Here is a 25,599-nt window from a genome sequence, read left to right as displayed (position 1 = left end):
CCGAATAATATACAGTTTTATAATCATGTTGTTTATTTATTTATTTGAGCAAGTTCACTAAAAAACACCAAGAACATACTAAACAAAATAACCACAAGAATTGTAAAACTAATACTGGCTAACGTTACATATTTTTTTGAAGCTTGCGGGTTGATAACTTTTGAAAAAAAATATACAAATACATAACTAAATATAGAAACAACTACAAGAATTAAAGGTGTAATAGTCATCATTCAAAACCTCTCATTATAATAAGTTATTTTGCCTTCGAATTCAGATGTCCTGTGAAGTTGGAAACACCCATGTTATCAAAAATTCAGTTCTCAACATATCCTTCTGACATCCTAACTTTACTGTTAATTACATCTATCAGCACTCATAATCGGTCTATTATCCTACAACCATGTCTACGTTTTAATCATTTGATTTCATAATCGCAAGGTCATCCCGCCATTCATGAACCAAAAAAGAGCAGCTCACCGCTGCTCTTTCCTGTTTCCGCCCATATTCATATGTGATGGACTCAAGCCAAATACTCGGCCATAATCTGCTCGATATCAAACGGGGTAATTCCTTGTTCCACCGAATAGATCGTATCGGCCTGATCCAACGTATCCACCAGTTCACCTCTGGCCTTGGCATGAAGCGTGAACAAGTCGTATAGATCCGGCTTGCGTAGTGTGGTCAGGGCTTTGCCCATCAGGACCATCCCTTTTTGATTACCCTCGACATTATTGTAATATTCCGGGTGCCTAGTCAGTGCCAGATCCGTCCAAATGACCGTACGCTCCACTAGATCCATAATGACGGGAATGGCAATCTGTGTATCTGCCGTGATATCAATCTTGTTTGCCACCGTGGACGGCTCGAAGATCTCGCCAGAACCCGGCTTCTTACGCATCATCCAGCCCACAAAGCATTCCGGCAAATCGCAATATGGATGACTCGTAAAGGAAAGCAGACTCGCCACCACATAACGCCCACCATAAGCAACAATCGACGGAATATGCAGGTCAATGAACTCACTCGCACCATGAGGCGCTGTCACGATATCCCCGCTGTGAACGGCCTTGTAGTTGGATGAACGCAGATTCGTATAGGAAATATGCTCCACATAGTTCCAGTTCTCATCGTACATCACCGCAGACAGATCGATATCTACACGCCCCGTTGCTTGACCGCTCACCGTCCCTTCCTTCCACCAGTTGAAGAAACGAATCGTATCTCCCTCGGCCATCGGCACCCGGCTTCCCCGAACAATCGTATGAAGGGCCTTGCTCGACGATCTTTGGGAAAAGGGAACCAGATAATCATGGAGCTGTGGATCAACATACGTCTTTCCAAGCGAAGGAAGGGCGGCGAAACGCTGCACCAGCGCCTGCTCACACATCTGCACGACGGCACGACAAGTGTCATCGTCCATCTCGGGAAGCTGATTCGGAATGGCGAAAGCCTTCGCTACATTGCCTTTCGGGAAAAATACACGCAGATCCTGCGGTTCATTACGCCGGGCAAAATGCTGCTTTACCTGCAACAAAACCGGGGTCGATACGTGCTCCAGAATTTCTCCGAACGCCAGCAATACATATTCCTTATCCGTTGTAGAGCGCAACATGTGATCCAATCTTCTCGCAAATTCACCAGGGCGCTGCTTCAACAGCTCAATCAAACTCCACACATTCTGGTATTGGAAGGCAAGCTCCACACTTCCGTTAAAGGTCGTAAACGATTTGTTATTACGCAAGATATCAAAAGCTTCCTCGCATCGGGGGTACCGCAGCTTATATTCAGATGGATGCAGAATTTCGCCCAGTCGAATCCAGCGATCCTTGTAACGAAGCATGTCTTCCGTAATTGAACCGCATTGCTCCAGAAGACCAAGCAACAGGCGTCTCTCACGCCGCTTGAATTTACGGAAAGGCGAAGCTAGAGCCAGACTGACATCCCCATCCGACCAAGCCACAGCGAGACGAAGGACATCCGTTGCCGTTCTGAAATACGGACCGATACGGTCGATATTGGCCTTTTCATACGTTAATAAGGAAGCTACTACGAACCCCACATTTTCCTTGAAAGGAATCTCGGCTGGCAACAGCGCATCTACTTCATCCGGTTCCGCATGCTCCAGCACCGTATCGATATCTGCTTTGTCTGTCTCCGAGATGGAGCCCTTCGCTTCGATCAGTTGGCACATGAGCGTCTGAAAGTCTGCCTTGTTTCCAAGGTCAATGACTTTTAGATTTATTTTATCCAGGAAAGGTACTCTTTCCACGGGTTCATGATTCGGATATACCCAGGTCAGATAATGAAGGATGGCATTCAGGTAGAGTTCCACCTCATCTTCCTCCATCACCTGCGCCGGGAATCCAGGGTACATCGGTTTGTAGTCCACATGTGCACCGACCATGATTCTCAGATCAGCCACAACCTGGGCCATCAATGCTTCAAATTGTTCCTTGGATAATGTTCGCACGGCCTGCATCAACTCATCCGAGAATGTGTATCCAAGCGTTTCTATATTTTTAAGGGCAGTCGCCAAATAAACCTTCGGCAGCTGTTTCTCCCCTTGTTCTTGCTCGATCATGAGTTTCTTCGCTCTGCGCAAATAGATGGTATTGTTCATGATAAAAGAGTCCAGGAAAGCCATATCCCTACAATTAGTGGTCTGCTGTAGAAGGAAGGAATATGATAGCCTGGACGCCTCCTCTCTGAATTGAGATCTTCAGGGAAGCGGCGACCCTAAGTTCGCCAATGAAGTTAGAAGGAAGGATCGCCATAGCCTGAAGGCCAAAGGTCCGAAGCTTGTGACCCGAACCTTTGATGAACCCATCATCTCAGATTCCACGATCTCCCAACAGGGCGAAAGTATTACGACTGGTTAAATTAAGGCGGAATCCTCTGACTTGCGTCGAGCAGTTCTGGAGAGTGGCATACAGCTGATGGTACATAAAAAAAGAGCTAAGCACGGTTTTTAGCCGGCTTAGCTCTTTATCACACGCATGGTAAACAGGTTACATACAGCTCGTTACATCCGAACGACTGATTTCTCAGCCGTCAGTCCAAGCACCCGAGCGGTTGAAGCATGTACCTGGTTTAGAAGAGTAAGATTGTCAACCAGGGATTCGCCATAGGAAGGAACCATTTCCTTGATCTTTGGTTCCCAGGCATCCATATGCTGCGGGAAGCACTTCTGGAGAATCTCCAGCATCACGTGAACAGCAGTTGAAGCACCCGGTGAAGCTCCGAGCAATGCTGCAATCGAGCCATCCGCCGCAGTGACTACCTCCGTGCCGAATTGAAGGGTTCCTTTGCCGCCTTGAGCCGTGTCCTTAATCACCTGTACACGCTGGCCCGCCAGTACCATATCCCAATCCTCGCTCTTGGCATCTGGAACAAAGTCACGCAATTCGGCCATGCGTTGTTCCTTGGATAACATGAGTTGTTGGATCAGGTATTTGGTTAGTGAAATTTCTTTGACGCCTGCCGCAAGCATCGTGAGCAAATTGTGCAGCTTCACGGACGTAATTAGATCGGCATTGGAGCCTGTTTTTAAGAATTTTGGCGAGAACCCGGCAAATGGTCCGAATAGCAACGACTTCTGATTGTCAATAAATCGGGTATCCAAATGCGGAACAGACATTGGTGGAGCACCCACCGAAGCTTTTCCATATACTTTGGCATGATGCTGTTCCACGACTTTCGGATTTTTGCACACCATAAAGATGCCGCTAACCGGGAAACCGCCGATATGTTTACCTTCAGGAATGCCGGATTTTTGCAGCAAATGCAAGCTGCCGCCCCCTGCCCCGATAAACACAAATTTCGCCGTATGGCGCTTAACAGCACCACTGCCCAGATCTTTCACTGTTAATTCCCAAGATCCATTGCTTGTGCGTTTCATATTCTTCACGCTATGTTGGTAGTGGATATCCACGTTTTGGCTCTTTAAGTGTTCCATTAGCATACGCGTTAAAGCACCAAAGTTAACGTCCGTACCGGAGTCAATTTTGGTGGCTGCAATCGGTTCATTGCCCGTGCGGTTTTTCATCATCAGCGGAATCCATTCCGCCAGTTTTTTCTTATTATCCGAGAATTCCATGCCAACGAATAACGGATGTTTCGCTAACGCTTCAAAGCGTCTTTTTAGAAACAAGACATTCTGCTCTCCATGTACATAACTCAAATGAGGAAGCGGCATAATGAAGTCCCGCGGATTACGAATCAGATTGCTTTTGACGAGATAGGACCAAAATTGCCTTGAGATTTGAAAATGCTCATTCACCTTAATCGCTTTGCTAATATCTACGGATCCGTCTGGTCGTTCAACGGTATAGTTAAGTTCGCACAATGCTGAATGCCCGGTTCCGGCATTATTCCATTCGTTGGAGCTTTCCTCCCCCGCACTGGCGAGCTTCTCAAAAACCTTAATATTCCAGTCTGGTGCCAATTGTTTAAGCAAAGTTCCCAAAGTTGCACTCATAATTCCGGCACCAATCAAGATAACATCTGTACTCGTTTGTCCCTGGCTCATGTCTACCGTCCTTATATCCTATATTTGCCAAAAGGATGTAAGCGTTATCGATTTGGCATTGCAGCAAGCCCCATTCTTGAACAGGCCCGCCCCTTCTCTGAATGAATATAACCTTGATCTAGTGTATCAATAATATGGATCAATTTAAATATGCAATTTGAAGATATTTGCTATTCCATCAGTATACGCTAGTTTATGTCAGATAGATAACCCGGTTATAGGGCTGAAAGATTAATTTGTTCAATAAAAAGAGACAATTCTGGTTGCGTAGCCTGAATTGTCTCTGAAAGTTGGGCGTGTTGGTACCTTTGCCTTTAATAATTCGTCCTAAAAGATGCTACTCTCTGACAATATCCATATTATTAAGAGCTTCATCGCTGATATCTTGAATAGGAATATTCAAATCTCTCCAATACAGTAGTGGATATGCTGAACTGCCTACAAGCATTTCCCCTTGCCTTATCGTAAAGCTCCCACCTCTTTCAAAGAATTTTATAATGGGTTCATACAAATCAATGTATTCCATTGCTTCATTTACTGCCTGATCTGCCAAATCAGAAATTTCTAAGTAACAATAACAGATTGCTTTTATATACGGATTTTTAAGAGTACCAAGATTAGGACAGGCTTGATATACTTTTTCATCTACAGATTTTCCAAGAATCTTAGCAAAACTAATTATAGGATAGCGATCTATAGAAGTATCCATAGCATCCAAAAATAAATTGGCCCGCCTAAAGTACTCTTTGATTAGAACATGATACGACTCTTTTGATTTAGTTTCTATATCTTCAAATGAAATGGATGATAAGCGTTCAATAGCTTTATTCAAGAAATTATTCTTCATTTAACCCTCCACTTACTTAAACATTTTATTGAAGAAATATTCTTCATATCCCGGAAAGGCATTACTAGGTTGTTTCGGTGCGTTCTCATGGGCACCAGGTGGAAATCCATCGTATGTACCCTTTTCCTGATTCCAGGATTCCAGTGTCCGATATTTTTGTCCTGTCGCCATAAGTTTACGCTCAGCAAGTTCATGTTCTGCCAATTGCTTGAACCATGCCCTTTGCTCTACAGATAACTCTCCCTTTTGGGCAGTTTTCCATGCATATGCTATTTCATCATCAGCAATGAATCGTTCCATTCTAAACTCCTTACCCCCGGGTTGAGGAACTTGATGTTTACCAAAAAACAGATGTTTTTTCATCGTTTTTATTTCATCAATTCTCAATCCAGTATTGGAAGCAACTTCTTCGATATCTTTCATTTTCGCTTGTCTTATCGACTCATACTCTACCTCTGCTGCTTTGTCATATTCCCTCATTCCAGATCCAGTAAATCTCTGGCCAGTTCTTATTCCCTCGTTGCCTTCTCCCTGGGTCTTCACTGCCATTACTTCGGTCTTCTCAAGATTCTTCTTAATTTTCGCCACGGCTAAACTAGATGATGGTAAGCGAAATGCCCCCTTGCCACCCGGAAAGCTCCCACGAACCATCTGAATCGCCATAAACACTTGGGCAAACTTTAGAGAGGTAACCATGGTTCGAGCATAAGAATCAGAGACAGTTTCTCCTGTATAGGGATGTATTCCGTTCTGGAATGCCTTGATCTGTAGTGTGAATATATCATCCCCAGGTGGTTCAACCTTCACACCTTCCATGCGATTAACATCCAGATGTCCATGATCCTTCTCATACGCCTGAAGGGCAGCCTGATCCGCATCACCATCCTCGTTGACAGGCATCCACACCCACTTTCCAAACATATTGATTCGTGCCATCCGATATCCCTTATCACCCGAGCTTGAATCACCTGCTGAATTGGTCATGATTGCTGCGGCACCGACTGCTCCAGTTGCACCACCCAGACTTACCAACTGAGCATCTGCATCCTGGAAGCGCGTAGCGATGTCCTTCAATTCCTTGGATGTACTCACCATACTCTCCAACGCTTTATCCAGTATAGGGCGTGATTGCTCAAACTCATAGTAAAACCGCTCCTGCGTAGCCCCCATCCACATCGTCTGAATGAACATGATCTGTCTCATCAGATCACCCCGTATATGCTCCAACTGTTGTCTGGCCTGATCCATCTGATTCGATACGTGATGTAGTTGTTCAGGGGTAACTTTAATTGTACTCATACGTTTCTCCGCTCATTTAAAATAGGATTAACCAATGTTAGCAGAAGTTTGTAACATAGACCATCCGGCTAACATCCTGATTTGACCATTTTTTTAAAACATAAGCTGTACCCATCATCGGTGCTATAGTCCTATATGCATTTACCCATTTCAGAGTACTTATCACCAGCAAATAATCCCCTTACCCTATCTCCTCCAAAAACGCCCGATACCGCCCAACCTGCTCCTCCGTCGCACATTCCCGCAACGATTCCAATAGTGCCGCGCATTTTTTGAAATACCGATTCATCTCAAGCTCATCCGCTAACCTGAGTGCCTGCAAAATGAACTCCACCGCTTTCTTTTGCCTTCCCATCCATTGTTCGTATAAAGCCCGGTGATAACAGTAATGGTACATATCACCGTTGTTTGAAGAATCTATTCCTCTGCCGACATCCTGAACCTGACTCGCAAACATATGTAAAACTTGATCAATCTGCCAACGATACTGGACCGCAGCCTCCACAATCGTTCTTAGACCTGCTATACATTCCACTGGATGCTCTAGCAGAAAATTCACATACTCCTCCAACAGCTCTGCATGCCCCGCTTCAATCTCCAGCGCATACCGATTCACCAGTGCACGATGCCTAAACTCCTGCACTACCTGCATATCTGCCTCATCCAGCTCCTCCATCCACCCCATCTCTGCATACTGTTCGATACACGCCCGCGCCTGATCCACCTGTCCCCTCTTCTGGTGAGCCACGCCCCGCATCTGGAGGCTGAACCCGTGATAATAGATCAACGGACGCTCGGTATGAATATAGGGTAAAGGTAATCCCTTGGTACGGTGCTGCTGTCGCTCTTCATGAATGCACTGCACACATTGATACAACATGTCCGCCCTCTCCATCACCTTGTTCCAGTTTTCAAAAGCAACAGCCATGTCCAACATTTCAACAATGATGTCCGGTTTGAGTGATTTTAGGATGGAAGTGCGCAAAAGGGATTCCTCCTTATTTATCCATTATCAAATCATTGTATAGTTAAATCAAAAGAAGATCAATTTAAATTGTACTTATAAGTACTATTATATTCACAATCAATTTGTATCTGTTAGTCTGTAACGATTCTATAACCTCTTCTAACCTTAAGTGGAGGTGATCATATGAATTTACCAGAAAGTGTAGGGAATCGAATGCGCGAGTTAAGAAAGGCCAAGGGTTGGACTCAAGAACAACTAGCAGAAGCAGCAGGTCTTCATTACAGCTATATTGGTGGGGTTGAACGGGGAGATCGAAATATTTCTCTGGAGACTCTAGAAAAAATAATAAATGGATTTCAGGTTCCGGCTGAAGAAATCTTCAAATTCAACGAAGAATCCGAGTACAAAAGAGCTTTGGATGAACATATAACATTAATAAGTGGTAAAAGCGCAGATGAAATTGCATCATTAACGAAAATCAATAAAGAGATTCTGAATACTATAGAAAAGCTACAAAAAAGCTCTGATTAAACACATCAGCATCGAAATCAAAAAGAGTGGAGTAACCCTCACACTCTTTTTTAATTTCATGAATCTACAAAACAACTCCCTCAAACGCCGCAAACTCTATCCGATTCCGCCCATTCTGCTTCGCCTGATATAACGCCTTATCCACCGCAGCGAACAGTTGAATCAGATACCCCTCCGGGTTATCCGGTACATGCTCCAATTCAAAATCCTCAATGGACAAAATTCCTATACTGATCGTAATGGACACCTGTTCAATCTCGTGATCCACTACAATGCGGTTGGACTCTACCGACAATCTCACGCGTTCTGCAATTTGATTAGCCACGTCATGCTCCGTGTGCGGAAGGTAGATCATAAATTCCTCCCCGCCATATCGCGTTAAAATATCGGTACTCCGAATGGATTCTTTGACAGCCTGAGCCGTGCGATGCAGCACTTCATCCCCGATGACATGTCCGTAGCGATCATTGATCGCTTTGAAGTAATCAATATCCAGTAGTATGAGTGAAAACGGCGTTTTATATTGAATGTTGGTGATAACCTCGTGATTCAGATGTTGGGTCAGATAACGACGGTTGTAGCAGTTCGTCAGACTGTCCGTCAGGGCGAGTTCTTCCAGCTTGCGATTGGCATCGGACAACTCCAGACGAATGCGATCCAGGGCATGATTACGCTCCTGAAGCGTCTCATTCTGCCTATTCATTTCTTTGACATAGAAGCGCTCTTGAGAGACATCCTGGAACGTAAGGATATGACCCCTGGGTGCGCGCGCAGCATCCACAATGGGAGACGCTTGGAGGATATAATGACGGATGTCATCCCGCCCCACGAGTACTTCAATTTGAGACAAGGTATTGTCCTTTTGCTTATACTCGTCCAGAAACTTCTGGCGGCTGCCCTCTACACGAACAGAACCCAGAAATGCCTCCATATCAAAAGAATCCCCCACATGCAGATCCATGAAGGATCGGGAGGCTTTGTTCAATTCAATAATCATCTCATTCTCATCCAGTACAAGGATGCCGTAAGGAATGGTATTGATCACATCCTCATGGGCGATGGAAACCAGATCGAACACATTGTACCTTTTAATAACATAGACGAAGAAAAGGTCGGACACGAAAATCCCCAGCGAAGTCAGTCCGGGAATGATGAACGGTAAATACGCTCTTAGAACCACATTAAGCAGAGCGTCGATTGTTGCAAAAGCAGCCAGCACGAATATGCCCCAGAGCGTAACTTTCACCTGATTTTTAATCATGGAGGACGTTCGAGAAGAATAAAGTGCCCGGAACAAAATAAAGAGGGACGTTACAAAGTAACTCACGAGTATAGCCATGACAACCCAGAACCAGTGTCCATATTCCCGCTCGATATAACCGCCTTCCAGCGGAGTTACAAACCAGCCCCACGGGTTCAGGATCACGCCAACCGCTCCAATAACCGCAGGGATGAACAATAGGAAGGATTTTTTTTGGCCTAATCGCTCCGCTTCACCCGTAATGAAGATCGTAAGCAGCAGCCAACCACTCCCTAGTAAGGAAACGGCGACAAAAGATAACGTAACATAGAACAACTGCAAGCCGGGGTCCTTCGTCAACGTACTCGCAAATTGACAGAATGGCCAGAGCATCATCAACCCATGAAACAAAAAGTAAACCTTATGTAAGTTCGTAATTCTAACCGTTGCAAAAACATATACGTATACACCAAACAATAGGACGAATAGAAAGAGATCATACCATACTAATGGGCTCACGAATCTTCTCCTTTTTGCATGCGACAACGAGGATAGTATTGAACTGGGTTATTCCTTAACGCTATGTGAATCTTCGATAAACCTATAAAAGATATTCCTATATTATTGCTATTGGTTAATTTAACCACATCTTATCACACCGCTAATGGGGTGAGTAGCCCATACAATGGCAAACCAACCAACCTCTGTTTGAATTTTGCGCAATTTTTGCGTTTTTGTGAATGAAATTGAACGTTTAGATGTAAACCGGGAGGAAAGAAGACCTTGTTAGCTGTCGTAAGAAGCAAGCAGGTACGTATGTAGAGCCCTCCGTCACCGGACGGCCCTCTCCTCATTCGTGTACAGTAGTCAAAGGCAAATTGTCCGAGAACAAATCCGGATTATCTTGGAGCATGCTCGTGATTACTTCCGTCAACAAGGCCGCATCACACACTCTGACAACCGCATCGCCAAGCTGTCCCTTACGCATCGCACCTTTACGTTCAAGAACGTCATCCACTTTCCAAAAATGCTCCGACCATGACAATCCGCAATGTCTCCGAGAAGGCACCGAAATTTCGGTTCCATCGGGTAAAACCGTGCGTAACATCTCAGGCTCATCCGTTAATCTGCCCGGGATGTCGACCCATTCTTCGATACCATGGATAAACGTATTCCGTTTCAGATCAACGCCGACCAAAAGAATGGTTGCCTTCCGATCAAGCAGTTTTCCCCAGGCTGAGCCTCGTGCGCATGGTGTATCAAAAAGATGATCGTCCTTCGTAAATGCTTCGGCATCCCGCCCCAGAGCAGCTACCGAATGTGTAGGGTGCCAAGAACGTACTACTTCAGGTCGTTTGCGAAATAGCTCAGGCAGAATACCGACGCAGCATGGCGAAGATTCCACGTGGAACATCGGATTGTCCGCATTGATCGTAGACCATGTATGCGTTGGCAATACCAGCAGTCCGTCCTTCATATACTCGGTCAATGCATCCAGTACCGTATCCGCACCACCTTCGACTTCGCCCATGCTTTTCATGGAAGAGTGAACGAGCAGCGTCCCTTGGTCGTCAATGCCGAGCTGACGCAGTTGGTGGAGCAAACTTTCTTGCGTATGTATCATTAATAGATAACCTCCTTTGGGCTATTATAGCAAAATAGAGCGTAGACGACGGTACTAACGTTATCCTTTGCATTGGAGAGAGCACGAGACCTGTTTCAGGCCATACACCATGCGCCTCACGGCAAGACAAAGGGCCGGGGAACCCCCCGGCCATAAGGAAAGAATTTGTATAAGTTCATGAATAACAAAACTATTTAATCACAACGTATTCCAGGTTCACCAATTTCGCATAGGTCACGATTTGATCCGTAGTCAGGTTCAAAGATACTACGGTATGGTGACCGCCTCCATTCTCGATCCAGGCTCTCACCCCATCCTGGAAGTTAGGCTTCACGTTCCAAAGTACACGGGCTACCGGCAGATTAGGCGCTGGAACCGTCGGTTCAAATGCGGATACTTCGTTAATCAACAGTTTGTAATGTGTTCCGAAGTCTGCCATGGAAACCACGACGCCTTCTCCTGCTTTGCCATCGAATACAAGACGTGCAGGATCTTCACGATCGCCAATACCCAGTGGGGACACGATAATTTTAGGTTTGTTGCTGGCGAGTGTCGGGTCAACTTCAAGCATGTGGGATTGAAGGATAGCCTCTTGACCAGCTGCCATCTCGTACGTGTAATCCTCCATGAAGCCCGTGTTTTCGTTATGGGCCATAATTTTGAGCAAGCGGTCAAGTGCAGCCGTTTTCCAGTCACCCTCTCCAGCAAAGCCGTATCCTTGGGCCATCAGACGTTGAACAGCCAGACCCGGAAGCTGCTTCATGCCATGCAGATCTTCGAAGTTCGTGGTGAAGGCACTGTATCCACCCTCGTCCAGGAAACGTTTGATCGCAATTTCATAACTTGCTTGTACACGTACGCTAGCTTCCCAAGCTTCTTTGCTGTTCGTGCCATAATCGAATTCATACAGCTCTGCATACTGAGCGATCAAATCATCGATTTCTTGCTCCGTTACGGCATTCACGTATTGCACGAGGTCGCCGATACCGAAATAATCGACAGTCCATCCGAATTGGATCTGTGCTTCTACTTTATCGCCTTCGGTTACGCCCACATTGCGCATGTTATCACCGAAGCGAGCAACTTTGATGTTAAAGCTTTCATTATAAGCTACCGCTACGTCCATCCAATCCGCAACCTGCTGCTGCACTTCGGGACGCTCCCAGTAACCAACGACGATTTTGTTTTGTTTTCTCAGGCGTGCATTGATGAAGCCATATTCGCGGTCACCGTGAGCCGCTTGGTTCAGGTTCATGAAGTCCATGTCGATGGTCGCCCATGGAATGCTTTCATTGAATTGTGTCGCGAGATGAAGTAACGGTTTTTGCAGCAATTTCGTACCCCGAATCCACATTTTTGCAGGCGAGAACGTATGCATCCAAGTGATTACACCCGCTACCTCGTCGCGATAGTTCACTTCTTTCATGATGCTCGTGATTTTATCTGCGCTTACCGCCAAATCCTGCAATACGAGCGGGTATGGAAGAACACCGCTTGCATTAAGGGCATCCGTAATTTTCTGTGCGTTGGCTTTAACCTCACCCAGTGCTTCTTCCCCGTACAGATGCTGTGATCCTACGACAAACCAAAACTGTTTAGCTGCTGTTGCTGACATGTAATCATCCTCTTTTCATTTTTATAGTTGAACAAATGGGTTACACTTGCCACTCCGATTGCAGTACCATCTTCCGATCGCTGGTTATCCCCGGATTTCTTTGATCAATTTTAATAAGGATGATATCCGGTTATAAAGGCGAGCGCTTCGCTTCTACAGATTGGTACTGCACTCTCCGTTATCGTGTAAAAGTTTGATACAACTTCATTGGTAGTAGTAACAAACAACTTATTCGCTTGAATTATTATCAACCGATCGCTACATAACCAAATTACTTTTGTCCGTAGTACGCGTCTTTTCCGTGTTTCCGCAGATAGTGTTTATCCAAAATGCCTTGCGGCAGTTCTTTTGCAAAGTTATTCAATTGCCGCGCATACAGGTTCATTTTGCACACTTCCTCCAGCACGACGCTGTTCACTACCGCCGACTTGGCATCTTTGCCCCATGTGAACGGTGCATGACCATGAAGCAGAACTGCCGGGATCGCCATCACATCCAGCCCGCGCTGTTCAAATGTTTCAATAATGAGACGGCCCGTCTCCGCTTCGTAGCCGCGATCAACTTCATCCTGGTTCAAGAAACGCGCACAAGGTACGGCACCATAGAAGGTGTCAGCATGCGTCGTTCCCATCACAGGTACGTCCAATCCGGCTTGTGCCCAGATGGTCGCCCAAGTGGAATGAGTATGCACAATGCCGCCGATTTCCGGGTAATGTTTGTATAGCACAGCATGTGTCGCAGTATCCGAAGAAGGCCTCATGTCCCCCTCTACTACATTGCCGTCCAAATCCACCACTACCATGTCGCTCGCTTTCATCTTGTCGTAGCTGACACCGCTCGGTTTGATGACAAACAGACCACTTTCCCGATCCATCGCGCTGACATTACCCCATGTGAACTTCACAAGTCCGTGCTTCGGCAGCTCGAGATTCGCCTCATAGACCTCTTCTTTCAGTTGTTCTAACATGTGTTAGTCCCTCCCGTTCTCTACCAGATGATCTACCGCCGCCTGCTCAATTGCGAGGCCCTTCAGATAACGTTCGATAAATGCTTCAAACCCTTTGACATCCGATGCATCCGGCGCAACTTCCTCGCCCTGGACATCGATAAAAACCTTCTGCTCTAGGAACACATCCAGACTCTCCTGCTGATCCTTGTTGATCATGTACGAGGCCAGAAGCGCCATACCCCATGCGCCGCCTTCACCCGCTGTAGACATGACTGACACCGGCACGTTCATCGCTGCGGCTACAATCCGCTGTCCGACGACAGGAGTCTTGAACAGACCACCATGAGCCAAAATGCTGTCAATCGCCACATGCTCGTTCTTCGTCAAAATGTCCATGCCGAGCTTGAGGGCACCAAACGCGGTGAACAGATGTGTACGCATGAAGTTCGCCAGATTGAAGTTGCTTTCCGGTGAGCGGACGAACAATGGACGGCCTTTGTCGATGCCCGTAATGTTTTCACCCGAGTAATAACCATAGCTCAGCAAACCACCACCATCCGGGTCGGCTTCCAACGCTTTATTGAACATCACGCTGAACAATTTGCCGGTGTTGACTTCGTATCCCATCGCCTCGGAGAATTCACGGAACAATCCAAGCCAGGCGTTGATGTCACTGGAGCAGTTGTTGGCATGCACCATGCCTACCGGACTGCCGTCCGGGGTCGTAACCATATCGATCTCGGGATACACTTTGGACAATTCCTTCTCCAAGACGATCATCGCGAACACGGATGTGCCGACGGAGATGTTGCCCGTACGCTTCCTCACGCTATTCGTTGCTACCATGCCCGTTCCGGCATCGCCTTCTGGCGGACAGAGTGGAATGCCTGACTGCAAATCATTTGAAGGATCGAGTAGCTTGGCTCCCGCTTCGGTTAACTCACCAGCATTCTCACCAGCGAGATACACTTTGGGAAGAAGGTCTTCGACCTTCCATGGATAACCTTTACTTGCGATCAGTTCATCAAACTGCTTGATCATGGATGGGTGATAGTTATGCGTAGACTCGTCGATTGGGAAAATGCCCGAAGCATCGCCGATACCGATGGCTTTATTACCTGTCAGCAGCAAGTGTATGTAACCAGCCAAGGTTGTCAGGTGATCAATGCGAGGCACATGGGTCTCTTCGTTCAAGATCGCTTGATACAAATGAGCGATGCTCCAGCGTTCCGGGATATTGAACTGTAGAAGATCCGTCAGCTCCCTTGCAGCCTTCCCTGTGGTCGCATTACGCCACGTCCGAAACGGTACCAGCAGCTCTCCCGTGCTATCCAATGCGATATATCCATGCATCATAGCCGAGAATCCGATGGAACCTACCGTTTGCAGCTTGATTCCGTATTTCCGCTCTACGTCTTGCTTCATCTCACCATACGCGGTCTGAAGACCTGTGATGATATCCTCCTGGTTGTATGTCCAATATCCGTCTTTCAGGAGGTTCTCCCATTCATAACTGCCTGACGCGATGGTCTCAAAACGTTCGTCAATCAGCACCGCCTTGATTCGCGTCGATCCAAATTCGATGCCTAGTGAAGTGGCTCCCTTGGTAATCGCTTCTTTCATATCCACATGACTCATGATCACGTAGTCCCCTCTCTGACACAGTAGGTAAAAGTAAAAAATAATTGGCTTAAAGATGATTGAAATAGATTCATATTTCGGTTCATTGAAAAGAATGCGCTTTCCTTTTCTGACAGCCTTAGTATATTTTTTGTACGTACATTTGTCAATAATATATAATATTTATACTTACATTAGTTATGATATAACGTCTAAACGATCTCATTTCTGTGCTCAAAAGGTTATGTTGTAGGGTACATATCTCTATCTTATAACGGGAAATGTACGGTTTATTTTGTAAAACTGGCTGCTTTATTTCCATTCAGATCGATTCATGATAAAATATGTACGTACAACTATGGATATGACGATGTTTTTTTATAGATAAGTAACGATGAAAGAAGTGGACTGCGTGAAGCCAAAGTATCAGGTCATCATTGACGATATCAAAAGCAATATCCTATCGGGAACCTATAGCGTAGGCGAACAAATCCCTACCGAATCCGCACTGCAGGACAACTACAACGTGAGCCGCCAGACGGTACGAAAGGCCATTTTGGAGCTATCGAACGAGGGCTTTTTGAGAAGCGAGAAAGGTTCCGGCACCTATGTAAGCAATCTGTATCGATCCAGAACCGGCGGGAAAACGATGAAAAAAACAATCGGCGTCATCACGACGTATATCTCCGATTACATCTTCCCCTCCATTATCCGCGGTATTGAAGGCCGATTGAATGAGGACAATTATTCGTTGCTGTTAGCCAGCACCAATAACGATGTTGAACAAGAGAAAAAGGCGCTTGAGATGATGCTGTCCTACGGTGTGGATGGCCTGATCGTCGAACCGACCAAGAGCAACTTGTACAACCCCAACATAGCGTACTATCTTTCCTTTAAGGAACAGGATGTACCGTTTACAATGATCAATGCCTTTTATGAAGAGCTGGAGGTGCCTTTCTTCTGTCTGGATGACGTGCAGTCCAGCTACCTAGCTACTCGGGAACTGATCGCCAAGGGACATAGCCAGATCGGCATTATCGCAAAAATGGATGATTTACAAGGGAAGTATCGGATGAAGGGATATATCAAAGCGCTGGGCGAAGCCAAGTTACGGTTTCATCCCGAGCAAGTGCTTTCGTTCGATACGGCATCGAAGCCGGACCTCTCCACCAATCTGGAGGTGTTTCTGGAGGAAAACAGAGATGCGCTAACATCCCTTGTCTGTTACAACGATGAGGTGGGGCTAGAAGTCGTACATGCATGTAGAAAGCTGGGGATTTCCATTCCTGACGAGTTATCCATTATCGGTCAGGACAATTCTTACATCGCCAAGAACGCGAACATCAAACTCACGACGTTAACTCATCCCCAAGAACAAATGGGCCGTGACGCTGCGGATTGGGTCATCAAGAAACTGCAAGGCAAAAAGGATCTGCCCACCAACACCTATTACCAGCCAGTGCTGGTTGAGGGCGAGACAGTAAAAGAGATTGAGTTGGAATAGTATTGGGACTAAGCATGAAAAAAGGGCCGTTGAATTATTCAACGGCCCTTTTTTATATATAAGTAATTAACTTACTCCCACCGAGTAGAAACCGAATCTACTTCGTTTCAGCTTCATCGTCATATTCCAAACTTACAATGACACCTTTCTTCTCCAGTTTTTTTATAACCTGCTCCGCCTGTTCATTCAACGGATTGCCGGCCAACGATACCTCTATTAAATGGGGTATGGTGTCGAGCACTGCAATATCTTGAATGAGGTTATCCTCCACATAAAGATACTCCAACGTCGGATGGTTCTTTAACGGACTTAAATCTTGAATTTTATTTCCACCCATAATAATCCACTCTAGATTTATTTTCTGAAGAGGACTTAGGTCTGCTACCTGATTGCCGCTGGCAAGCAAACTGGTCAACTTATGTAAATTTTTCAATGGCGTTAGATTTTTAATTTGATTACCACTAACCAGTAGACTTTCTAGATTACTTAACCCGGAGAGTGGGGATAAATCTGAGATCTGATTCCCTTCAAGAACTAAGAACTCTAGTTTTTTCAACTTGCTGAGCGATGTAATATTTCTTATTTTATGACCGGGCATAATCAGATCGACCAGGTTTACGGCTTGTTCAAGTCCTTGCAAATTGGAAATCTTATTTTTGGTATCCTCGGCATATAACGATTTTAATTTCTTCAGATCGCTCGTCTTCACTTCTTTTTTAGATGATATCTTCAATGTTTCCCGAATAACTTTTGCCAGGGCCACATCTTTAATAACAGGTGCAGCCGACATGGTTGTTGCCGGTAATAATATGAGAACCAAACAAAATACAATCATATTTTTTACGAATTGAATGGGCATTTCGAGTCTCCTTTAAGCATCTTAAATTATGTGTCATATGTATATATGAAATTTCCAGAAAAGTACATCTTTTACGATGGTACTTCCTTTCTACAACTTTGTCCATGATGAAGAAATTTGAACCCAAAACGCTGGATAAGCTCCAGGATGCAATTGTGAACGGAAAAGACTGGAACAGCATTCTTCAAAGCTTCGCCAAAAATGTATCGACTAATCAGGACTGGTTGAAGGAATACAAAGAGGACGTAGCCAAATCTACGGGGAATATCGCTGGGGAGAACAGATTCGAAAAAGCCTCTACTTCCAGCTTGTCTGAGTTTGCCCAAGATATCAAGAACATGATCGCTCATGCTGGATTAGTAAATAGCGATTTTCTGACAGACAATATAGAAGCATTTATACGAACCTTGGCAATCCCGAAATCCAATGGATAATGGAGAAGATTCACCAACATGAGTGACAAGCATGCCACTGAGAATCAAGATAAGAATGTTATACATACCTAAATTGATTCTCAGTGATGTCATGCCCTACACCACTTTTCTTTATTTGAATTTAATGTCAGCCACTTGGCCACTTTCAACAAAACCTATATTTTGATAAACCTTATTCGCATCAGGGTTCTTCAAATCAGCATATAGCATCGGATCTAAACCCTCTGATATGAGGATAGAACATAATTCTGCTACAACTGCACTTGCATATCCTTTCTTACGAAAGGCAGATGGTGTATATACTGCATTAATTCTCGCATGTCTTGGAGAGCGATGTGCAATATTAGCCATGGACACAGGGTAACCATCTACCAGCCATAGATACAGATTACCTGTTTCTATAGCCGACTCTGCTGCTGAGAGTTGACTAGATGGTTCAACTTTAACTCCATAAGCCCCTTCTGAGAAACCAGCTAAAAATTCCGCCACGGTCTCCAAATGCTGTCTTGTAGCTAGGTGCAGTGTCCCTTCTACATGAACTGGTTTCCTTACCTCTGAACAAACGTAGGATTCCATCATCATATAAGGAACAGATTGAACCTCGTTAGCCTCTGAGAATACCTCAGAAAAGTGTCCAACAGTCGCCTGATCTCCTGATATCCCCGGAAGCTCATTTCCCTTGAGAAATTCTAAAAGTTCTTGCAAGAGCTTGTTCTTTGGTTCAGCTGCAAGTTCTTTGGAAATCCACAACCAAGCGTTGTGCCCTTCGGTCTGGGCAAAGATCATTGTTTCATTAGATGCTTTTAGACAGGTTGAACGCTCTGACTCGCATATACGATGAATAAGATTGTACTGGACTTCATCGGCCATAAACATATTCTGATGCAGCACTTGATCGTTTACACCAAACTTCTGCAACATACCCATTCCTCCTCTATTCATGTAGAAGACACAAAAGCCCCATCCGTAGCCAAGAAGCGTACCGTAACGGTCGTTCCAACACCTTTTATACTTTCATAATTAATTTCCCCGTCATATTTTTCTACAATATTAAAACAGATCATTAATCCTAGTCCGGTGCCATTACTTTTTAATGAATAAAACGGCGTCCCGAGCGACTTCACCTCATCCTCTGACATTCCGCTCCCTTCATCCATAATTTTGATCTCAATATAATGTTGATTCCTCTTGGCAATCACAGTGACGGGTTTCCCCATATTCGATGCTTCCAATGCGTTTTTAATTAAATTCATCATCAACTGCTTAAACTCAATGGGATTAATAAAAATGAAGCAATCCTCTTCTGCCTCGATATGCATCTGATTATCAGATAACATCGCATAGGAACGAACCAGACCTGTTACACTCTGAAGAGCATCGTTCACATTCACTTTTTCTGGCTTCTGATCTTTATTCGGCTTGGAAAGGGTTAAAAACTGAGAGGTAATCTGTTCAACGGTATTCAACTCATCAATCATCAATTTGAACTTGTTTTTGACTGGATCATCAAATGCAGGATCTTCTCTGTATAACTGCAAAAAACCTCGAACAACGGTGACTGGATTTCTAATCTCATGCGCCACAGCAGCCGTCAAATGGGCTATCATCTTTAAACGCTCCGATTGTTGTAATTGTTCATGATAGAGCTGTTGCTTTTTCATACGACTAAAGGACAAATGGAAAATGAGAAATAATAAAATCTGACTCGCTATAATATTAATGAGGTTCCCTAGGATGTCATGATGTAAATACGAATATATATTACCTTGATCAATCAGGATGATATAGCCAAATGTGATCAAAATTAAAAATCCATTCAGAATGATGGAGAAATAAAACAGTTTTAAATCAAAAAACAGAATGGCAAGTGAGGGAATCAGACAAATGAGAATGTACGTAGTCCAGGTCTCTGGATATAAGAAGAACAGGGTATAGAAATAAGCAAAGCCAAACAGGATGATGATCTTTCTGAAAACATAGGTTTCATGCTTCGGGTAGATCAACAAACAAACCGCTAGAATGGCCACACAAAAAAAATGGATGACATACCCCACTGTAATTCCGCTTAATTCTGTCGTCGATAGGATTAATCCAGATAACATAAGAGCAATGAGAGTTAACATGGAAATATAATATGTTTTTCGGTTCACCTGACTGTACAATTCTTTCATCCACTCACCACTTTAAATTAATGTCGACACCTCGGTATGTATGTAGCTCTTTTCATTCCTATATTTAAAGGCATCCCACTGGATGCCCTTATCTATAATAGCATTGTATCTCATTTAACTAGCTATACAATATGAAAATTTGAAATAAATGATTCCCAACAACATAAACCCAACATTAGTCAAACTAATGCAAGGCCTAGAATGCCAAGTAGCCGTACGGATCACTGTCCGTACGGCTGCTCTTGGGTAAAAATATGCTTTTAGCTTATGAACTATTTCCAGAGCTCTTCAGCAATTTCTTTGATAAAAGCAAGCTTCTGCCATTGCTGCTCTTCTGTCAGATGGTTGCCTTCTTCCGTGGAAGCGAATCCGCATTGCGGGCTCAGGCAAATCCGGTCCAGATCCACATATTGCTTCGCTTCTTCGATACGCTTCAGAATATCTTCCTTGCTTTCAAGCTCACCAAATTTGGAAGAGAACAAACCAAGCACGACCTGTTGGTTATCTTTCAGGAAACGAAGTGGCTTGAAATCGCCTGCCCGCTCGGTATCAAACTCCAGATAGTAGCCGGAGTAGTTATCAATGTTCAAGAGCGTTTGCGCAATCGGCTCATAACCTCCACCGACACCAGCATATGTTGATACGTAATTCCCACGGCATACATGTGTCGTTACGACGAGGTCCTCCGGCAAACCGGATACAACTTCCTCGTTCAACTTCGCAAGTTCGTTCGCATAATCGGCTACATTTACGCCAATCTGCTCCATGAATGCCATGAACTGCTGATCGCACAATGCGCCCCACGTGCAATCGTCAATTTGAACGCTTCGGCAGCCCGCTTCATACAAGGCCAAGATCGCCTCTTTGTACGCTTTGGCAATATCCGAAAGAAGCTCTTCCCGGTTCGGGTAAATGGCTTGCGTACTTTCTTTATTTTCTGCCCGGTCCAATTCAAACAGGAACTGTGCAGCAGCAGGAATGGATTGACGCGCAACGACGTCATCGCCAGCAACACCTTTTAAGAATGCATAATGTGAAACGAACGGATGAGTGCTGAAACTTACTTTGCCCGTCAGACGTGCTGTTTCGGGTCTGGATTTGGCACCGTTAAACTCATAGCCTTGATCAATGATGGTCCGGTCAACACCGTCAAGTCCCCAGAAGAAGTCCAGATGCCACCAAGAGCGACGGAATTCTCCGTCCGTTACAGCTTGAAGGCCAACTTCTTTTTGTTTTTGCACGAGCTTCACAATTTCAGCGTTTTCTACTTCCTCTAGTTGCCCAGAAGTAATTTCACCGTTTTGGTATTTCGCTCTTGCCTCTTTCAACGCGCTTGGGCGCAAGAAACTGCCTACAATATCATATCGAAATGGAGTAACGGTCCGCTGTTTAGGTTCTGTTTGAATGCTCATCGTTTAATCTCCCCGTAAATTAATTATAAGATTAAATATAACATGTCCGATCGGATTTACTGATCTATGAAAGAGCTATAGCAGGTTATAGTTATAAGCTATAGCTGAGTCCAACTTTCCTTTACCCGTGAGGTATCTCCTATCCAAAAGAAAATTTATTTACCTTATTGACTTAAACCATAGTTTAAGTCGTATGCTATTCCTGTTGACAGAGTTAACACCTATTTGGAGGTCTCCAACATGAAGTATTTTTCCATTAGCGAAGCTTCAGCCCAATTGAATATTCCAGATTCAACGTTACGTTTTTATGAGAAAAAAGGACTTCTACCCATGATGGAGCGTGATGATGCTGGCAGGAGATTATTTTCAGAAGTTCAGATGGCTTTACTGGAAACCCTTGTTTGTTTAAAAAACACGCATATGCCCATTAGTCAGATTAAGCAATATATGGACTGGATCATCCAAGGGAACTGTACGCTTGAAGCAAGGCTTGAAATGATGCAAAATCACAAGCAAGCTGTGCTGGATGAAATTTCGTTGATGCAGGAATCCCTGAAGGGCATTGATTTTAAAATTACACGTTACACCCGTCAAATACAGGAAAGAAACGAAGAAAAAGATACCTAAGAGGAGAGATACTATAATGAAACTTTCGGGAAATACAGTACTCATTACCGGCGGAAGCTCTGGGATCGGGTTAGCATTTGCAGAACGCTTCTTAAGAGCTGGAAATACAGTCATTGTTACTGGACGACGTGAAGCTGTACTTCAACATGCGAAAGAAACACACCCGGGCCTTGTTACGTATGTGAATGATCTGAATATTGAATCCGAGCGTGTAGCGTTGTTAGATTGGGTAACCGTAAACTATCCAGAAGTGAATGTGTTATTAAACAATGCCGGTATCCAACAACGGTTTAATATGCTGACAGCGGATGCGAAGAACGATTGGAGTTATTTTGCCAAAGAAATTACAACGAATATTGAGGCTCCTTTTCATCTGTCCATGCTGTTCGCTCCTTACCTTGCAACCAAAGAAGAAGCCACAATTATTAACGTTACCTCTGGATTAGCCTTCACACCGTTTGCCATTGCTCCGATATATTCAGCAACCAAAGCCGCACTTCACTCCTTTACAATCAGCCTGAGACACCAGCTTTCGGATACGTCTGTAGAGGTCATTGAAGTTGCTCCTCCGGCAGTAAGTACAGATCTGGGTGGAGCGGGCCTGCACACACATGGAGAACCATTGGATGCCTTTGCAGATGGAATTTTCGAAGGATTACAAGAAGGTCATAAAGAAATTGGATACGGTACCTCTGTTGCCCGCTTACGCATGTCCCGAGATGAAGTTGATGAATACGCCCAACAGATGTATAACGCAACGAAAAGTCTAATTGAATAACTCACCTACGAGACACCATGTGAATCACCCGTTTCGCTGTATATTAACAAAACAAAGAGGCCACTCCAACTACGGAACGGCCTCTTTAAATTTTATATAAAACTCATGTATCTACTATCCTTGAATACATATGGAGATCGTTAAATGTTCCTTCTAATGTGAAACGGAGCTTTTGTAAGAGCTTTATCGAATTCACATTTTCGGGATCAACCTTTGCTTCGACTCGGTTCAGTTTTAAAGATGAGAATGCATGATCTACCAAAGTAGAGACCGCCTCTGAAGCATATCCTCTTCCCCACGATGATTTAGCAATATCATATCCAATTTCTGCTTTTAAATTGTCAAAATCCAAAGAATTATAACCGCAAGAACCTATAATTTCGTTGGACTCTTTTTTAATTATGGAGAAACGAATAGCCTTACGATCTTGAGAGAGATCATCCAGAAGTTTGATCATTTCTTTCGCTTGCTCTACGTCAGTAAAACAACTAACATTCATAAATTTAGTAACCTCGGGATCAGACCAAACGGTGAACAAGCTCGAAGAATCCGACACCTTCATTTTTCTCAATTGTAAACGTTCTGTGTGTAACTCTGTAATCAATACTTTTACCTCCATTAGGATTTAATAGTTAGGTTTAAGATATTGATATCTGCGCATAGTTCAGTCCCTTCATTTCCAGGCTATTTACATTATACCAGGAATTTTGACCGAATCAGAATCCTCTCTAATGATCTAAGTCAGCGTAAGAATGATCTGTTCTCCGGAACGGGTAATCTTGTAGATACCTTCCTTCATGTCAATGCCATAGTGCTTTTTCAGCAACCACTTTGAGTTACGATCCGTCTCCACGACGACCAGATAATCGTATCCGCTCAGGAGGTTGTCCATATTATCCTCATAGAACAACACAATCCCGTCCACATGCGGAGCATACAAGAAATACTTCCCGACATACTGCATGTAATAATTCGTGACCTGCTGATCCCTATCCGAGGCGTAGAACAGATATCTGTTGTTGTCCTCCTGACCACCTTTATACCAGCGATCGCCGGTAACCGCATGGATTTTATAAGGGAGCGTTGTATCGTAGGTTTTGGCAATCGAGACGATCCCGTTGTATTCCGATAAAAGGATGGTCGCCGCAATCGCCATACAGCCGATGATTCCTTTTTGATAGTGCCCCTTCGTCTCGACCGTCTTGAAGGCTTGATAATCAGGCACTTCACCAATCCGATAGTGGAATGAACGCTCCAGGTCGATTGCAGCGCATAGCACCAGCCCACCGGCGAACAGCACCACAATACTCGAGGCATAACGCTCGAAGCCTGCCAGCACGATCGCCTCATCCATCGGCATGGAGAAGAGATACATCGCCAGAATGCCTGCATAATACAGCAACAATACAACATCCAGTGCGATCAGTGCTTTCCACAAGTTCCACTTCTTATTGAGTACTACATAGGCAAATACCGAAGCGGCAATCGCTACAAGTTGGAAAATGACAATACCGATGACCGGCCGTGTCGTAATATCCGTACTCGATTTTAAGAACAGCCACAGAATCTCATGCATCTGCTCCGCCGTTTTGCCGGATTGAATTCCGGAAGTGGCCACATCGAATTTGTTATCGACGCCCTGAAACACCGTTGCCATCCGCCAGCTCCAGCCGAAGTATGGAATCAGTGAACCGCAGATGGTGCCGATAACAGCCAGCGCAGTTTTCCAACTGAACTTTTGTCTGTGTTTTAGCCATGTATACACCAGGAAGATCAGGCCGATGGCTGCGAAAATAATGCCTGTGCTTTTAATGACTGTCAGCACACCTGCAAGCGGGAGCATGATTATGCATGCTCGTTTGATATCATGACGATATTGGTATATAACCGCCAGGATGGCGAGCGCATAGATAGGAAGCAAGAAATCCACGAGCAGGTTGGTAATCCGAATCGTAAGGTTGAAGAAAGACAGTGTAGATAACCCGAGTCCAAGAAACGCATACAGCAGAAAACGTTTCTTCTCAGAAACGATGCCAAACATAGCGTAAAAACAGGAAAAGATCAGCAAACCTTGTGCCAAGAGCATCACGGACTGGTCATGCCCCATAAATCGACAGACGTAATAAATAAACGACGAGGTCCCTAGCGGATAATTCTTAAAATCAATTAGGTTCGAATCCGGTGTCGGAAAAGCATCTGTACTGAGCATCTGCTTCAAGACAATCGCCCAGTGGGAAAAATTATCGTAGTGCGTCAATTGATTTTGGAAGAGTACCAGTAAGAAAATGAACGTCCCTGCCAGGAAAGAAAACTGGAATAAGGAAAAAGAAATGCGAAAGGATGCTCCTCGGCGCATTCCGAGAAACACCATTCCTCCATACAATAGTAATCCGACGAGAAGAAGGACAAGGCTGCCAATGTAGAGCTGCCCTACCAAACCGCTAAGAAAGACAATACATGCTATGGAGGAAAACACAAATACAGGGATGAACTCCCAACGTATAGATAGTGCCTTTCGAACAAACTGCATGTAACCCATAAAGGAGAATATCAATAAAACTCCCATCACAAATTGAAGCAAATACAGCATA

At 44.5% G+C, this 25,599-nt stretch carries 22 protein-coding genes; 5 read left to right on the top strand and 17 right to left on the bottom strand.

Going from position 1 to position 25,599, the window contains the following annotated elements; genetic code table 11:
* Positions 1–32 precede the first annotated feature (32 nt).
* The 6 genes from A6049_RS16970 to A6049_RS16945 all read right to left on the bottom strand — a co-directional run bounded on the left by A6049_RS16970 (position 33) and on the right by A6049_RS16945 (position 7,662).
* Positions 33–233 (bottom strand): hypothetical protein, encoded by a 201-nt coding sequence (locus A6049_RS16970; RefSeq protein WP_063565802.1) that lies wholly within the window; start codon positions 231–233, stop codon positions 33–35.
* 290 nt (positions 234–523) lie between these two features.
* Positions 524–2,623 carry a TerD family protein gene (locus A6049_RS16965; protein ID WP_063565915.1) on the bottom strand — a complete coding sequence of 700 codons (2,100 nt, stop codon included), beginning with the start codon at positions 2,621–2,623 and terminating at the stop codon, positions 524–526.
* A gap of 402 nt (positions 2,624–3,025) precedes the next feature.
* Entirely contained in the window at positions 3,026–4,531 is a 1,506-nt protein-coding gene (locus A6049_RS16960) for a malate:quinone oxidoreductase (protein WP_063565801.1), read from the bottom strand.
* A 337-nt stretch (positions 4,532–4,868) separates the two neighbouring features.
* Positions 4,869–5,378, bottom strand: a complete 510-nt coding sequence (locus tag A6049_RS16955) for a hypothetical protein (RefSeq protein WP_063565800.1) — start codon at positions 5,376–5,378, stop codon at positions 4,869–4,871.
* A gap of 12 nt (positions 5,379–5,390) precedes the next feature.
* Positions 5,391–6,677 carry a WXG100 family type VII secretion target gene (locus A6049_RS16950; RefSeq protein ID WP_063565799.1) on the bottom strand — a complete coding sequence of 429 codons (1,287 nt, stop codon included), beginning with the start codon at positions 6,675–6,677 and terminating at the stop codon, positions 5,391–5,393.
* Positions 6,678–6,858: 181 nt separating this feature from the next.
* Positions 6,859–7,662 (bottom strand): hypothetical protein, encoded by an 804-nt coding sequence (locus A6049_RS16945; protein ID WP_063565798.1) that lies wholly within the window; start codon positions 7,660–7,662, stop codon positions 6,859–6,861.
* A 165-nt stretch (positions 7,663–7,827) separates the two neighbouring features.
* Between A6049_RS16945 and A6049_RS16940 the strand changes: the two genes are divergently transcribed.
* Positions 7,828–8,175 carry a helix-turn-helix domain-containing protein gene (locus A6049_RS16940; RefSeq protein ID WP_063565797.1) on the top strand — a complete coding sequence of 116 codons (348 nt, stop codon included), beginning with the start codon at positions 7,828–7,830 and terminating at the stop codon, positions 8,173–8,175.
* Between the two features lie 64 nt (positions 8,176–8,239).
* Here A6049_RS16940 and A6049_RS16935 read toward each other — a convergent pair whose 3' ends face one another.
* The 5 genes from A6049_RS16935 to A6049_RS16915 all read right to left on the bottom strand — a co-directional run bounded on the left by A6049_RS16935 (position 8,240) and on the right by A6049_RS16915 (position 15,241).
* Entirely contained in the window at positions 8,240–9,934 is a 1,695-nt protein-coding gene (locus A6049_RS16935; RefSeq protein ID WP_063565796.1) for a histidine kinase N-terminal 7TM domain-containing diguanylate cyclase, read from the bottom strand.
* Positions 9,935–10,265: 331 nt separating this feature from the next.
* On the bottom strand, positions 10,266–11,039 hold the full coding sequence (locus A6049_RS16930; protein WP_063565795.1) for an AAC(3) family N-acetyltransferase: 774 nt from the start codon (positions 11,037–11,039) through the stop codon (positions 10,266–10,268).
* Between the two features lie 190 nt (positions 11,040–11,229).
* Entirely contained in the window at positions 11,230–12,654 is a 1,425-nt protein-coding gene (gene araA, locus A6049_RS16925) for an L-arabinose isomerase (RefSeq protein ID WP_063565794.1), read from the bottom strand.
* Positions 12,655–12,925: 271 nt separating this feature from the next.
* Positions 12,926–13,621: an L-ribulose-5-phosphate 4-epimerase gene (locus tag A6049_RS16920; RefSeq protein WP_063565793.1), complete on the bottom strand. Its 696-nt coding sequence runs from the start codon at positions 13,619–13,621 to the stop codon at positions 12,926–12,928.
* A 3-nt stretch (positions 13,622–13,624) separates the two neighbouring features.
* The gene (locus tag A6049_RS16915) at positions 13,625–15,241 is read right to left on the bottom strand and encodes a xylulokinase (RefSeq protein ID WP_063565792.1); all 1,617 of its coding nucleotides are present in this window, start codon (positions 15,239–15,241) and stop codon (positions 13,625–13,627) included.
* A gap of 394 nt (positions 15,242–15,635) precedes the next feature.
* On the opposite strand from A6049_RS16915, the gene A6049_RS16910 reads away from it, so the two are divergent.
* Entirely contained in the window at positions 15,636–16,727 is a 1,092-nt protein-coding gene (locus A6049_RS16910; protein ID WP_063565791.1) for a GntR family transcriptional regulator, read from the top strand.
* A gap of 97 nt (positions 16,728–16,824) precedes the next feature.
* On the opposite strand, the gene A6049_RS16905 is transcribed toward A6049_RS16910, so the two are convergent.
* On the bottom strand, positions 16,825–17,586 hold the full coding sequence (locus tag A6049_RS16905; RefSeq protein ID WP_063565790.1) for a leucine-rich repeat domain-containing protein: 762 nt from the start codon (positions 17,584–17,586) through the stop codon (positions 16,825–16,827).
* A 155-nt stretch (positions 17,587–17,741) separates the two neighbouring features.
* On the opposite strand from A6049_RS16905, the gene A6049_RS16900 reads away from it, so the two are divergent.
* On the top strand, positions 17,742–18,020 hold the full coding sequence (locus tag A6049_RS16900; RefSeq protein ID WP_205412025.1) for a hypothetical protein: 279 nt from the start codon (positions 17,742–17,744) through the stop codon (positions 18,018–18,020).
* Between the two features lie 111 nt (positions 18,021–18,131).
* On the opposite strand, the gene A6049_RS16895 is transcribed toward A6049_RS16900, so the two are convergent.
* From A6049_RS16895 to A6049_RS16885, 3 genes are all read right to left on the bottom strand, one after another.
* Complete coding sequence (locus A6049_RS16895) at positions 18,132–18,941, bottom strand: GNAT family N-acetyltransferase (protein WP_063565789.1); 810 nt, start codon at positions 18,939–18,941, stop codon at positions 18,132–18,134.
* A 17-nt stretch (positions 18,942–18,958) separates the two neighbouring features.
* Positions 18,959–20,191, bottom strand: a complete 1,233-nt coding sequence (locus tag A6049_RS16890) for a sensor histidine kinase (protein ID WP_063565788.1) — start codon at positions 20,189–20,191, stop codon at positions 18,959–18,961.
* Between the two features lie 272 nt (positions 20,192–20,463).
* On the bottom strand, positions 20,464–21,603 hold the full coding sequence (locus A6049_RS16885) for a 5-methyltetrahydropteroyltriglutamate--homocysteine S-methyltransferase (protein ID WP_063565787.1): 1,140 nt from the start codon (positions 21,601–21,603) through the stop codon (positions 20,464–20,466).
* 240 nt (positions 21,604–21,843) lie between these two features.
* Here A6049_RS16885 and A6049_RS16880 point away from each other — a divergent pair, with 240 nt between their 5' ends.
* A complete protein-coding gene (locus A6049_RS16880; RefSeq protein WP_063565786.1) occupies positions 21,844–22,230 on the top strand; it encodes a MerR family transcriptional regulator in 387 nt (128 codons plus the stop codon).
* A 16-nt stretch (positions 22,231–22,246) separates the two neighbouring features.
* Positions 22,247–23,008, top strand: coding sequence for an SDR family oxidoreductase (locus tag A6049_RS16875; RefSeq protein ID WP_063565785.1), 762 nt, complete (start codon positions 22,247–22,249; stop codon positions 23,006–23,008).
* Positions 23,009–23,111: 103 nt separating this feature from the next.
* On the opposite strand, the gene A6049_RS16870 is transcribed toward A6049_RS16875, so the two are convergent.
* Together A6049_RS16870 and A6049_RS16865 are read right to left on the bottom strand one after the other, a co-directional pair.
* Positions 23,112–23,612 carry a GNAT family N-acetyltransferase gene (locus A6049_RS16870; RefSeq protein WP_063565784.1) on the bottom strand — a complete coding sequence of 167 codons (501 nt, stop codon included), beginning with the start codon at positions 23,610–23,612 and terminating at the stop codon, positions 23,112–23,114.
* A gap of 132 nt (positions 23,613–23,744) precedes the next feature.
* Complete coding sequence (locus tag A6049_RS16865) at positions 23,745–25,598, bottom strand: hypothetical protein (protein WP_063565783.1); 1,854 nt, start codon at positions 25,596–25,598, stop codon at positions 23,745–23,747.
* Position 25,599: the final 1 nt, after the last annotated feature.

It is taken from the genome of Paenibacillus sp. O199 (assembly GCF_001636635.1).
Taxonomy (GTDB): Bacteria; Bacillota; Bacilli; order Paenibacillales; family Paenibacillaceae; genus Paenibacillus; species Paenibacillus marchantiae.
This window is presented reverse-complemented; position numbering and strand designations above follow the sequence as displayed.

Excerpts from the sequence above, each read along its gene's own strand:
- A6049_RS16955 (WP_063565800.1), bottom strand. The coding sequence starts at position 5,378 with ATGAAGAATAATTTCTTGAATAAAGCTATTGAACGCTTATCATCCATT.
- A6049_RS16915 (WP_063565792.1), bottom strand. The coding sequence starts at position 15,241 with ATGAGTCATGTGGATATGAAAGAAGCGATTACCAAGGGAGCCACTTCA.
- A6049_RS16885 (WP_063565787.1), bottom strand. The coding sequence starts at position 21,603 with ATGAGCATTCAAACAGAACCTAAACAGCGGACCGTTACTCCATTTCGA.
- araA (WP_063565794.1), bottom strand. The coding sequence starts at position 12,654 with ATGTCAGCAACAGCAGCTAAACAGTTTTGGTTTGTCGTAGGATCACAG.
- A6049_RS16970 (WP_063565802.1), bottom strand. The coding sequence starts at position 233 with ATGATGACTATTACACCTTTAATTCTTGTAGTTGTTTCTATATTTAGT.
- A6049_RS16875 (WP_063565785.1), top strand. The coding sequence starts at position 22,247 with ATGAAACTTTCGGGAAATACAGTACTCATTACCGGCGGAAGCTCTGGG.
- A6049_RS16930 (WP_063565795.1), bottom strand. The coding sequence starts at position 11,039 with ATGATACATACGCAAGAAAGTTTGCTCCACCAACTGCGTCAGCTCGGC.
- A6049_RS16890 (WP_063565788.1), bottom strand. The coding sequence starts at position 20,191 with ATGAAAGAATTGTACAGTCAGGTGAACCGAAAAACATATTATATTTCC.
- A6049_RS16965 (WP_063565915.1), bottom strand. The coding sequence starts at position 2,623 with ATGAACAATACCATCTATTTGCGCAGAGCGAAGAAACTCATGATCGAG.
- A6049_RS16920 (WP_063565793.1), bottom strand. The coding sequence starts at position 13,621 with ATGTTAGAACAACTGAAAGAAGAGGTCTATGAGGCGAATCTCGAGCTG.
- A6049_RS16895 (WP_063565789.1), bottom strand. The coding sequence starts at position 18,941 with ATGTTGCAGAAGTTTGGTGTAAACGATCAAGTGCTGCATCAGAATATG.
- A6049_RS16950 (WP_063565799.1), bottom strand. The coding sequence starts at position 6,677 with ATGAGTACAATTAAAGTTACCCCTGAACAACTACATCACGTATCGAAT.
- A6049_RS16905 (WP_063565790.1), bottom strand. The coding sequence starts at position 17,586 with ATGCCCATTCAATTCGTAAAAAATATGATTGTATTTTGTTTGGTTCTC.
- A6049_RS16865 (WP_063565783.1), bottom strand. The coding sequence starts at position 25,598 with ATGCTGTATTTGCTTCAATTTGTGATGGGAGTTTTATTGATATTCTCC.
- A6049_RS16940 (WP_063565797.1), top strand. The coding sequence starts at position 7,828 with ATGAATTTACCAGAAAGTGTAGGGAATCGAATGCGCGAGTTAAGAAAG.
- A6049_RS16880 (WP_063565786.1), top strand. The coding sequence starts at position 21,844 with ATGAAGTATTTTTCCATTAGCGAAGCTTCAGCCCAATTGAATATTCCA.
- A6049_RS16960 (WP_063565801.1), bottom strand. The coding sequence starts at position 4,531 with ATGAGCCAGGGACAAACGAGTACAGATGTTATCTTGATTGGTGCCGGA.